Raw genomic sequence first — 11108 nt, 5'->3', positions numbered from 1 at the left:
GAGTTTAAGCATGAAAAAGTTACTATTGGCAACCCTACTCAGTGGTATGGTTTTCAGCGCGACTGCCGCAGAAACTATTCGTTTTGCTGCCTCAGCCACCTATCCGCCATTTGAATCAATGGATGCCAATAACGAAATCGTCGGCTTCGATATGGATCTGGCAAAAGCGTTGTGTAAACAAATGGAGGCCAACTGTACCTTCACCAATCAGGCTTTTGATAGTCTTATCCCAGCACTGAAATTCAAACGTTATGATGCCGTCATTTCTGGCATGGATATTACCCCTGAGCGTAGCAAACAGGTCGCGTTCACCCAGCCTTATTATGCAAACTCCGCCATTGTGATTGCGCCGAAAGGTAAATTCAGTTCTTTTGCCGACCTGAAAGGCAAGAAAATCGGGATGGAAAATGGCACCACTCATCAGAAATATTTGCAGGATTTGCATCCTGAAATTCAGACAGTGGCTTATGACAGCTACCAGAATGCCATTATTGACCTGAAAAATGGCCGTATTGATGGGGTGTTTGGTGATACTGCTGTAGTGAATGAGTGGCTGAAAACCAATCCGAATCTGGCATCAGTTGGTGAACATGTGACCGACCCACAATACTTCGGCACTGGCCTTGGCATTGCGGTACGCCCGGATAATACCGCATTGTTGGAGAAGTTGAATAAAGCCATTGATGCCGTTAAAGCTGACGGGACATATAAAGCCATCAATGATAAGTGGTTTCCAAACTGATTTAATAACTTCCCCAAAGTCATTGCAGTTGTAGATAGGCGGCAAGCGAACGCATCCCGATGAGTTTACTCAAGTTAAGTGATTCGGGTAAGTGAACACAGCCAACAACCCTACAGCTTCAAGGACGCAGGACATACCCAAAGTCATTGCAGTTGTAGGTAGGCGGCAAGCGAACGCATCCCGATGAGTTTACTCAAGTTAAGTGATTCGGGTAAGTGAACACAGCCAACAACCCTACAGCTTCAAGGACACAGAACATACCCAAAGTCATTGCAGTTGTAGGTAGGCGGCAAGCGAACGCATCCCGATGAGCTTACTCAAGTAAGTGATTCGGGTAAGTGAACGCAGCCAACAACCCTACAGCTTCAAGGACGCAGGGCAAGCAATATGAGGACTTCGTAATGAGCAGTATGCGGAAACATATCAAACAACTGCGCCCGCTCAATATGGTAATCGGTTAACAGGCTGATATCTTTCGCCATTGTCTGCGCATTACAGCTTGAATAGAGTATGAATTCAGGTGCCATCTGAGCAAGATAGTCACACAGTTCAGCCCCCATGCCACGCCGTGGGGGATTAACCAAGACCAACTGCGGCACTTGCGTTTCTGCGGTGGCGAAACGGGTGGAATCCAGTGCGGCAAAACTGACATTCTTTAATCCCAGCTGCTGCGCCGATTGACGTGCGCAGGCGATGGCTTCCGCGTTAATTTCAATACCGGTGAGTTGTGTCTCGGCGCTGGCACAATGCAAACCAAAACCACCTACTCCGCAAAACAGATCCCACATACTGCTGATATCCAGCTCCCGCACCCATTGCCGTGCCGTGGCATACAGTGAGGCGGCAACCTGAGGATTGGTCTGGAAAAAACTTTGTGGCCGGATAAACAGCGGTACCTGATTAAACAGTTCGGGCAGCGCCTGCTGTTCAGTTAACGGGACTTCTTGCTCCCCTTCCAAGATTGCCATATGCACTGGCTGAATATTAGCCGAGATAACAGCCAGTTGAGGCAATTGCTGCTGTAACCATGGCAGTGCTGCGCGTAATTGCGCCAGCTTGGTTTCAGAACGCAGTACAAAGCGCAGCATTAACTCACCGCTATAAGTACTTTCAGTCAATAACAGGAATTTAAGCTCGCCGCGTTTACGTGCAATGTTATAGGGTGTGAGACCAGCGCGGGCTATAAACGTTTTCAGCACGGTAAAGACCGGGGCAAAACTGGCCGGATAGAGTGGACAGTCAGATAAATCGACCGGGGTACCGTCACGATGCAACATCCCCAATAGCGGCCGTTCAACACTACCACTGACCACCATTTTCGCTTTATTACGAAAAACGTTCTCACGCCCGAAAACCGGCGCTAACCACTGAGCCACAGGGTGACCAGCTAGCAGGCTCTCCAAATGATGTTGTTTGTCAGCCAGTTGTTGTGGATAGGGTTTATCCAGCCACTGGCAGGAACGACAGCGACCCGCCGTATACTGTGCGCAATGCATTAATATTGACCGTTATAATCTGAGAAGTTGAATAATTTGCAGCCGAGGCTGTTGATGAGGCGAATTGTAGCATTGTGCCGCGCTAAACACTCATTTTGACTGAGGGAAATAGCGGTACCAGGGGAAAAACAGCAAACCGATAATCACCACATCGGGGATCTTCTGTAACAGGAGGCTATGTAAAATTTCGCTGCCGGTATCACCTTCAACCCGAAAAACATCTAAATACAACCAGTCCAGTGACACCATCAACAAATAAACACTCGCGATAATCTGACACGCCAAATAGCACCAACGCGCCCAGTTCTTGCGATAACACACCGCAGCGCCGCAGACAATGTCTAACAGCAATAGCACCACACTGGCCAAGAAGATCAGGCCAAAATCCCAGCTTTGCAGACTTTCACTGATAAATTCGCCGGTACCCACCCACCCCAGAGTCGCAACCAATAATAATACGCCGAGGATACGGGTAGCAATAATGGCAGTACCGGCGATGAGGACCGGTACTGGCGTCGTTGCAGAGGATGAAAATGCTAAGGATGAAAATAGTTTTCTCATGTTGCCCTATCTGCCCTCAGTCCGGTTGCTGCAACCTAATGTTATTCCTGACAATAACGCCGCTGGTCAGCGGCGTTAAAGCAGAATGAAGCCTAACAGTTTTAACGGAAATCAGCTACGGGAAGCTTTTCGTAATTCACGCAACCGCTGCTTTTCCGAACGGGACATAAACCACCACGCGATTAAACCGATTATCCCAACCACCAGCAAGATAAGTGTGGCAAGGGCATTAATCTCTGGATTGACCCCCATCCGCACACTAGAAAAGACCAGCATCGGCAAGGTTGTCGCCCCAGGGCCGGCAACAAAGCTGGCAATCACTAAATCGTCCAGCGATAAAGTAAAGGCCAATAACCAGCCGGAGATTAATGCCGGTGCAATCATCGGCACGGTAATCACGAAGAACACTTTCAGCGGTGTGGCCCCCAAATCCATGGCGGCTTCTTCAATAGAACGGTCCAGCTCACGCAGACGAGAACTTATCACTACCGTCACATAGGCAGTACAGAAGGTGACGTGCGCCAGCCAGATGGTGAACATGCCACGCTCTGCTGGCCAACCGATAGCATGCCCCATAGCAACAAACAGCAGTAGCAATGATAAACCGGTAATCACATCGGGCATCACCAACGGCGCTGTCAGCATAAAAGCAAAACCGGTTGAACCGCGAAAACGGCCAAAACGCACCATCACCACCGCGGCTATTGTCCCCAGAACCACCGCCATCGTGGCGGAGGCGGCGGCAATAGTCAGACTCAGGCCAACGGCAGATATCATCGCTGAATCATTAAATAGCTCTGTATACCAACGGGTTGACCACCCCGCCCATACGGTTACCAGTTTAGAACTGTTAAATGAGTAGATAACCAGCATCAACATCGGCGCATACAAGAAGGTATAACCGACAATAAGGATCACCCGACGCCAGACCGAACGTACTTCCGGTAGGTTATTCATACCGGGCCTCCTATCTCTTTATTCTGATGCTTGTGGAACCAAAGTATCGGCACAATCAGCAGCACTAACATTACCGTCGCAACCGCCGAGGCAACCGGCCAATCGCGATTGTTAAAGAACTCTTGCCACAAAATACGACCAATCATAATGCTGTCCGGCCCACCGAGCAGTTCAGGGATAACAAACTCACCCACCGCAGGGATAAACACCAACATGGAACCGGCAACAATGCCACCTTTGGTCAATGGCACAATGACACTGATAAAGGTCTTGAATGGCTTGGCCCCCAGATCCAGCGCCGCCTCCACCAACGAATAATCCAGTCGGGTCAGCGCAGTATAGATTGGCAGTACCATGAATGGCAGATAGGAATAGACCACACCAATGTATACCGCCAGATTGGTGTGCAGAATAATCAGCGGTTGATCAATAATCCCGGTCCACATCAGGAAATTATTCAAGATTCCATTGTTTTTCAGAATACCCATCCAGGCATAAACCCGAATGAGGAATGATGTCCATGACGGTAAAATCACCAACAGCAATAAGATATTACGAGTGGATGATTTACTGTGTGCAATCGCCCAAGCCAATGGATAGCCGATAATCAGGCAGCATAGCGTCGACACCGCAGCCACTTGCAGTGATTGCAGGTAAGCATCGATATACAGCGGATCATCGAGCAGTTGCAGATAGTTACCCAGATTGAGCGAGATATCCAACTTGCCGTCCAGCCAGGTAACCAGATCGGTATAAGGGGGTACGGCGCGCGCCATCTCGGCCAGACTGATTTTGAATACAATCAGGAACGGCAACATAAACAACAGAAATAGCCACAAATAAGGCATGGCAATAACCAGTTTACGGCCATGCGCCATTTGGTAACGCTGGACAAAAGCCTTAATCGGCCCGACAGTACGGGTCGGTGGTTCTGCTGCCCCACGGGTAGATTTAGACATCACGATATTAACTCCCCAAGGCTCTTAATTACCCAAAACCACGCAACTGTCAGCATCCCAACATAATTGCACTTCATCGCCCCAGGTTGGCATCCCTTTACGGTAGCGATGACCATTTTGTAGCTGTGCACTCAGCATCTGCCCGCTGTGTAACTTCACATGATAAATGGATAAATCCCCCAGATAAGCAATGTGTACCACTTCACCGACTGCAAAGTTGCAGCCATCTTCTGGCACTTGTTCACACAACATCACTTTTTCCGGGCGCAGAGCCACAAATACCGGGACACCGTCTACCACCGAGGCATCAGAATCCACTTTCAATGGATGGCGCAGACCAGGGCTGTCAATCACCAATGCATCATCCAGCCGCTCTTTTAGTACCCCCTCAAATACATTCACCGAGCCGATAAATTCAGCGCTGAATCTACTGTTCGGATGTTCATAAATCTCTTCCGGTTCGCCAATTTGCACAAACTTGCCACGGTTCATAATGGCGATGCGCCCGGCCATCGTCATCGCTTCTTCCTGGTCATGGGTAACCATCACACAGGTCGCCCCCACCCGCTCAAGGATATCAACCACTTCCAGTTGCATCCGGTCACGCAGCTTTTTATCCAACGCCCCCATGGGTTCATCCAGCAACAGCAGTTTTGGCCGTTTGGCCAAGCTACGGGCCAGAGCCACGCGCTGACGCTGCCCGCCAGAGAGTTGGTGTGGTTTACGCTTAGCAAACTCTTGCATGTGCACCAATGTCAGCATCTCTGCAACGCGGCTTTTGATCTCATCAGCAGGTAACTTGTCTTGTTTCAAGCCAAACGCGATATTTTGCTCAACCGTCATATGGGGAAATAACGCATAAGACTGGAACATCATATTGATCGGGCGCTGATACGGCGGCACATGAGACAAGTCCTGCCCATCGAGCACTATCTGCCCCTGAGTGGGCTGCTCAAAGCCGGCCAGCATCCGCAACAGGGTGGATTTACCACAGCCTGAAGCCCCTAACAGCGCAAAAATCTCACCTTTGTAGATAGTCAGATTGACGTCATCTACCGCGGCCTGACCATCAAATGATTTGGTTAAGTTGCGGATCTCCAACAAGGGTGTAAACACCTTCTGGGATTTTGGCTGCGGGCGGGGAATTACATCATTCACTCAGCGTGCTCTCCGTAAAAGCAGAACAGGCCGCATTTAAGATGCGGCACAATAAAAAACAGGAACAGGAAGATAAACTCCCTGCCCCTACCCTCGTTCATTTCACTTTCCATCAATGTGATATCAGTCACGCGTTGAGCACAAGCTACTGATTCACCCCAATGGGTTATTTACCACTTTTCACTTTTGTCCAAGCCCGGGTGATCACACGATCAATTTTCGGGTCTTGTACTTTCAGCGTGAACATTTTGGCACGCACATCCGCTGGCGGATAAATACCAGGATTATCACGTACTTCTGCATTTACCAATGGCGTTGCCGCTTTGTTGGCATTGGCATAGAACACATGATTACTGATATTAGCAATCACATCAGGGCGCATCAGGTAATTCAGGAACTGATAGGCTTCATCCTGATTTTTAGCATCAGATGGCATCGCAAACACATCAAAGAACGCTAATGCGCCTTCCTTCGGAATGCTGTAGGCCACATTCACGCCATTTTTCGCTTCTTTGGCCCGATTAGACGCCTGCATGATGTCACCGGCCCAACCGACAGCGACGCAGATGTCACCATTTGCCAGATCATTAATATATTGTGAAGAGTGGAAGTAACGGATGTTCGGCCGCAGTTTCAGCAACAATTCAGTAGCAGGACCGGTGTAGTCGGTCGCCTGAATACTGTTTGGATCTTTACCTAAGTAATTGAGTACAGTTGCAAAGATCTCACTTGGTGCATCCAGGAAAGAGACACCGCAACTTTTCAACTTCTCAAGATTTTCAGGTTTCAGCACTAGATCCCAACTGTTTACTGGCGCATCTTTCCCCAGAGCAGCTTTCACTTTCTCGACGTTATAGCCGATACCTGTTGTCGCCCACAAATAAGGAATAGCATATTTATTTTCTGGGTCGTGTTTGCTGACCAGCGCCAACAACTCAGGATCGAGATTTTTATAATTAGGTAGCTTACTTTTATCCAACGGCTTAAAGACACCCGCAGACAATTGGCGCTCAAGGAAACTGGCTGATGGCACCACTAAATCAAACCCGGTACTCCCGGCCATCAACTTACCTTCCAACACCTCGTTGGAGTCAAACACATCATAGACAACCTTAATGCCGGTTTCCTTTTGGAAATTAGCCAGCGTATCGGGTGCGATATAATCGGACCAGTTGTAAACGTGCAGTGTTTTTTCCTCAGCAGATGCTGAGACGGACGCGGCCATTAACAAGCCAGCAGCAACACCCGATAACCACTTTTTACGATGGGTGAACATCCGTTAACTCCTCCAGAATAGGGGGTGAAGTCGTGCGCTAAATTTGTATCCGCCAGGATACAACACCTTTGCCCTGCCGAGTGCTATTGCCACCTGCACCAGATGCATGACTATGCACGGTGAGTGATTATTCACCTGGTAAGAATAATCACTGTTTAGGCGGAGGAATATTATGCCCTTTGCAGAAACAGCAGCATAACCGTACTTGGCAATCCGTACCATACTCTAGGGTAAAAAACGCCTTTTATCGATTTTTTATGCACATTCTATCTATGTAATGCGCCACTAATGGCATAAACGGCGATAAATATCTGGCAAAGTAGGGTAAAAAGCAGAATATCTTATGGTTTACAGGGGAAATAGTAGTGTGCCACCGCTATCAGCGGCACATTTAATGAAGGGATATTAGTGGATAACCGGATAAGCCGTCGCCGTCTGTAGCGATTCATCGTCGTCACTGTTGCCAATAAACAGTAAATCATTGGCACGGGCTTCCAGAATGATCATCGAAATCTGCTCTTCACACTGCTGCATAAAATAGCCAAATTGAGCAAATGTGACACCGACTTCTACCGTCAGTGACTGGCAGACAATCAATTTCGGCAAATTATCATCCTGAATATCGATAAAGGCTTTAACCGTCAGCGAGCTGGCATTTATTTGGCTCAGATCCGCGACTAACGGGATAAGGGCCGTCGGCCTGACTTCAGCCAGCGCCGAGAACAAGATGATGTTATCAACCAAATCAACTTTGGCATCAAACACGCCCTCAAAGTTCTGCATATGTGGCAAATGCAGCGCCTGACAGGAGTCGCACTCAAAAAATGAGATACCGAGTTGATCCAGCCAACGCCGTAATAAGGCTAAATCCGGGACGATGAGTGAATCCATAACTACCTACCTCACGATTCTCATAAGACGAAAAGTGGCATAGCTTACGGAATATTAACCGACAGTGCTATGATCAATACCGACAAATTTAATGCCCTTATAAAGACTCAGTCATTATCCTGATCGGGTTTATTATCCTTTTTGGTCTGTTCTGCCGCTGATTCTTTGTTGGATGGCGGCCTTGATATTCTATCGGCGCTACCTAATAGTGGTCCAAAACCACTCGCTACGCGCCAAACAATACACGCAGCGGCAGGGAGCATCAGGCCAATCCCGACAAAAATCATAATAATGGCGACAGCCGGTGTTCCCATTGAACCAGATAATGACAAGTAGCCATTAATACTTAGGTAGGCAACAACCAGTAACAGCATCCCCAGCACTTCTGAAATAATCACAATGCGGGGCATATCTCCTAACGAGCGCATCTTTACCTCCGATAGGCTCTGCATAAGCGTTTACACAGTGTATTGAATCCCCACAACTTGTAACAGTACCGATAAGCAAATAGGTACGATTAATCAAACTAACAGGCAAATCCTGCTTTTTTTTCACCGCGTCAAAGGGCATAGTAGACCGCAGTAAGAGTGAGTAATGCGCTAGAAGTCATTTAACAGTTGAAGATATAAAGAGCTGTTGGCGAAGTGATTACCCCTGTTTGAGAAATGGCGGGGATAGCTCAATTTAATTAAGGAGTTTTACATGTTTGCTGTGATTTTCGGGCGTCCTGGATGTCCTTACTGTGTCCGTGCTAAAGAACTGGCAGAAAAACTGGAAACTGAACGCGACGATTTTAAATTCCGTTACATCGATATTCATGCGGAAGGTATCACCAAAGCTGATTTGGAAAAAACCGTCGGCAAACCGGTAGAAACCGTGCCGCAAATCTTCATTGATGAGAAACACATTGGCGGTTGCACAGATTTTGAAGCATACGCTAAAGAAAATCTGAGCCTGTTCCAGTAATCTGGTCAGCCGCACAGAGCGTTTCTTCGCCAAGATTATTTGGCTTTATCCGAAAAAGGGTGCTTAGCGCCCTTTTTTTATTGCTGGGGCTCAAGTACCACACAGTAAAAACCGCCTCAGGAAACCAGACGAAGCGACCTACAAACAACATATAAACCCATCTATAATTGGTAACAAAGCATATCCTTCTAGCGAGACCAAACTTCCTGCTTATTACTGGCTGTCTCGCAGCAGACAGATTAGAATAACTCCCACTATCGCCTGCCTTTATGTGCTGTTTAGCGATAAATATTCTGAGTTTAAAGACATGCTCCTTCTACCTTTAAACCAAGAGCGTATACATCGTGGTCATTCGAGCTAAATAGAAAGTCATACTCGTGAATATAAACGTCGCAAATCTGTTAAACGGCAATTACATCTTGCTGTTATTCGTAGTTTTAGCCTTGGGGTTGTGCCTGGGTAAACTGCGACTCGGCCCTATTCAATTAGGTAATGCTATTGGTGTGTTGGTGGTATCACTGTTGCTTGGGCAACAGCACTTTACCATCAATACTGAAGCGCTGAATCTGGGCTTTATGCTATTTATTTTTTGTGTCGGTGTTGAAGCCGGTCCAAACTTTTTCTCTATATTTTTCCGCGACGGTAAAAACTACCTGATGCTCGCCCTGGTCATGGTAAGTAGCGCAATGATTCTGGCGTTGGGGCTGGGTAAATTATTTGGCTGGGATATTGGCCTGACTGCCGGGATGCTGGCAGGCTCCATGACCTCCACACCGGTTTTGGTCGGTGCAGGTGATACGTTACGCCATACCATCGCCAATAACCCGGCGTTGCAACACGCGCAGGATAATCTGAGCCTCGGGTACGCCCTAACCTATCTTATCGGGCTGGTGAGCCTGATTTTGGGCGCACGTTATTTGCCCAAACTCCAACACCAGGACTTACCGACCAGTGCTCAGCAGATTGCTCGTGAGCGCGGTCTGGATACCGATAGCCAGCGTAAGGTCTATTTGCCTGTCATTCGCGCCTACCGGGTTGGCCCGGAACTGGTGGCGTGGGCAGATGGTAAAAATCTACGTGAATTAGGTATTTACCGCCAAACGGGTTGTTATATTGAGCGCATTCGCCGCAATGGTATTTTAGCCAACCCAGATGGTGATGCGGTGCTGCAAGTGGGAGACGAGATTTCACTGGTCGGTTACCCTGACGCTCACTCCCGTCTTGATCCCAGTTTTCGTAACGGTAAAGAAGTTTTCGACCGTGACCTGCTGGACATGCGCATTGTTACCGAAGAAATTGTGGTTAAAAATAGCAATGCTGTTGGAAAGCGACTCAGCCACTTAAAATTGACTGACCACGGCTGTTTCCTAAACCGGGTGATCCGCAGCCAAATTGAAATGCCGATTGATGACAACGTAGTATTGAATAAAGGCGACGTACTGCAAGTCAGCGGTGATGCACGGCGCGTTAAAAGCGTGGCAGAAAAAATTGGCTTTATCTCTATTCACAGTCAGGTCACCGACCTGCTGGCTTTCTGTGCCTTCTTTATTCTCGGATTGATGATTGGTTTAATTACCTTCCAATTCAGTAATTTCAGTTTCGGCATTGGTAATGCGGCCGGCCTGTTAATGGCTGGCATCATGCTCGGATTTTTACGTGCTAACCACCCTACTTTTGGCTATATCCCGCAAGGTGCGTTGAATATGGTGAAAGAGTTCGGGTTAATGGTCTTTATGGCTGGCGTCGGATTAAGTGCAGGTGGCGGTATTAATAGCAGCTTGGGCGCGGTCGGTGGGCAGATGCTTATCTCTGGCCTAATCGTGAGTCTGGTCCCGGTTGTCATCTGCTTTCTCTTTGGCGCTTATGTATTACGCATGAACCGTGCTCTGCTTTTTGGTGCCATTATGGGTGCTCGCACTTGCGCACCGGCCATGGACATCATCAGCGATACTGCCCGCAGTAACATCCCGGCACTGGGTTACGCCGGGACTTATGCCATAGCCAACGTACTATTAACATTGGCAGGTTCGTTGATTGTTATTATCTGGCCGGGGATATTAGGCTAGTGTGCTAAAAAAACCATTTCGAAGAAAACTAAACAT

11 protein-coding genes are annotated in these 11108 nt (G+C 48.0%); 3 read left to right on the top strand and 8 right to left on the bottom strand.

All coding sequences use genetic code 11. The features are described from left to right. The first annotated feature begins 10 nt into the window (after window positions 1-10). Complete coding sequence (gene artJ, locus V1952_RS16215; RefSeq protein ID WP_372559358.1) at window positions 11-742, top strand: arginine ABC transporter substrate-binding protein; 732 nt, start codon at window positions 11-13, stop codon at window positions 740-742. Between the two features lie 365 nt (window positions 743-1107). On the opposite strand, the gene rlmC is transcribed toward artJ, so the two are convergent. The 8 genes from rlmC to V1952_RS16175 form a co-directional block, all read right to left on the bottom strand. Beyond that, complete coding sequence (gene rlmC / locus V1952_RS16210) at window positions 1108-2238, bottom strand: 23S rRNA (uracil(747)-C(5))-methyltransferase RlmC (protein ID WP_420075113.1); 1131 nt, start codon at window positions 2236-2238, stop codon at window positions 1108-1110. Window positions 2239-2328: 90 nt separating this feature from the next. Further along, the gene (locus V1952_RS16205) at window positions 2329-2799 is read right to left on the bottom strand and encodes a YbjO family protein (protein ID WP_372559360.1); all 471 of its coding nucleotides are present in this window, start codon (window positions 2797-2799) and stop codon (window positions 2329-2331) included. A 111-nt stretch (window positions 2800-2910) separates the two neighbouring features. Continuing rightward, the gene (gene potI / locus V1952_RS16200; RefSeq protein ID WP_420075112.1) at window positions 2911-3756 is read right to left on the bottom strand and encodes a putrescine ABC transporter permease PotI; all 846 of its coding nucleotides are present in this window, start codon (window positions 3754-3756) and stop codon (window positions 2911-2913) included. Further along, window positions 3753-4715, bottom strand: coding sequence for a putrescine ABC transporter permease PotH (gene potH / locus V1952_RS16195; protein ID WP_372559361.1), 963 nt, complete (start codon window positions 4713-4715; stop codon window positions 3753-3755). Before potH ends, potI begins: the two co-directional genes overlap by 4 nt. Before the next feature lie 24 nt (window positions 4716-4739). Beyond that, window positions 4740-5873 carry a putrescine ABC transporter ATP-binding subunit PotG gene (potG, locus tag V1952_RS16190; RefSeq protein WP_083158401.1) on the bottom strand — a complete coding sequence of 378 codons (1134 nt, stop codon included), beginning with the start codon at window positions 5871-5873 and terminating at the stop codon, window positions 4740-4742. Window positions 5874-6039: 166 nt separating this feature from the next. After that, window positions 6040-7149: a spermidine/putrescine ABC transporter substrate-binding protein PotF gene (potF, locus tag V1952_RS16185; protein WP_083158400.1), complete on the bottom strand. Its 1110-nt coding sequence runs from the start codon at window positions 7147-7149 to the stop codon at window positions 6040-6042. Window positions 7150-7554: 405 nt separating this feature from the next. Further along, the gene (locus V1952_RS16180) at window positions 7555-8040 is read right to left on the bottom strand and encodes a YbjN domain-containing protein (RefSeq protein WP_083158399.1); all 486 of its coding nucleotides are present in this window, start codon (window positions 8038-8040) and stop codon (window positions 7555-7557) included. A 107-nt stretch (window positions 8041-8147) separates the two neighbouring features. After that, window positions 8148-8468: a YbjC family protein gene (locus V1952_RS16175; protein ID WP_372559362.1), complete on the bottom strand. Its 321-nt coding sequence runs from the start codon at window positions 8466-8468 to the stop codon at window positions 8148-8150. Window positions 8469-8742: 274 nt separating this feature from the next. Here V1952_RS16175 and V1952_RS16170 point away from each other — a divergent pair, with 274 nt between their 5' ends. Beyond that, on the top strand, window positions 8743-9006 hold the full coding sequence (locus tag V1952_RS16170; RefSeq protein ID WP_004873700.1) for a GrxA family glutaredoxin: 264 nt from the start codon (window positions 8743-8745) through the stop codon (window positions 9004-9006). Window positions 9007-9383: 377 nt separating this feature from the next. Further along, on the top strand, window positions 9384-11072 hold the full coding sequence (locus V1952_RS16165; protein ID WP_372559363.1) for an aspartate:alanine antiporter: 1689 nt from the start codon (window positions 9384-9386) through the stop codon (window positions 11070-11072). Window positions 11073-11108 lie beyond the last annotated feature (36 nt).

Origin of the sequence: Yersinia sp. 2542 StPb PI (genome assembly GCF_048593855.1) — a bacterium.
Lineage (GTDB): Bacteria > Pseudomonadota > Gammaproteobacteria > Enterobacterales > Enterobacteriaceae > Yersinia > Yersinia enterocolitica_E.
Note: the sequence above shows the minus strand (reverse complement) of the source record. Positions and strands in the feature narration are given on the sequence as shown.

Bases quoted from the DNA above. Each gene is read 5' to 3' on its own strand.
- artJ (WP_372559358.1), top strand. From the start codon at position 11: ATGAAAAAGTTACTATTGGCAACCCTACTCAGTGGTATGGTTTTCAGC.
- rlmC (WP_420075113.1), bottom strand. From the start codon at position 2,238: ATGCATTGCGCACAGTATACGGCGGGTCGCTGTCGTTCCTGCCAGTGG.
- V1952_RS16205 (WP_372559360.1), bottom strand. From the start codon at position 2,799: ATGAGAAAACTATTTTCATCCTTAGCATTTTCATCCTCTGCAACGACG.
- potI (WP_420075112.1), bottom strand. From the start codon at position 3,756: ATGAATAACCTACCGGAAGTACGTTCGGTCTGGCGTCGGGTGATCCTT.
- potH (WP_372559361.1), bottom strand. From the start codon at position 4,715: ATGTCTAAATCTACCCGTGGGGCAGCAGAACCACCGACCCGTACTGTC.
- potF (WP_083158400.1), bottom strand. From the start codon at position 7,149: ATGTTCACCCATCGTAAAAAGTGGTTATCGGGTGTTGCTGCTGGCTTG.
- V1952_RS16180 (WP_083158399.1), bottom strand. From the start codon at position 8,040: ATGGATTCACTCATCGTCCCGGATTTAGCCTTATTACGGCGTTGGCTG.
- V1952_RS16175 (WP_372559362.1), bottom strand. From the start codon at position 8,468: ATGCGCTCGTTAGGAGATATGCCCCGCATTGTGATTATTTCAGAAGTG.
- V1952_RS16170 (WP_004873700.1), top strand. From the start codon at position 8,743: ATGTTTGCTGTGATTTTCGGGCGTCCTGGATGTCCTTACTGTGTCCGT.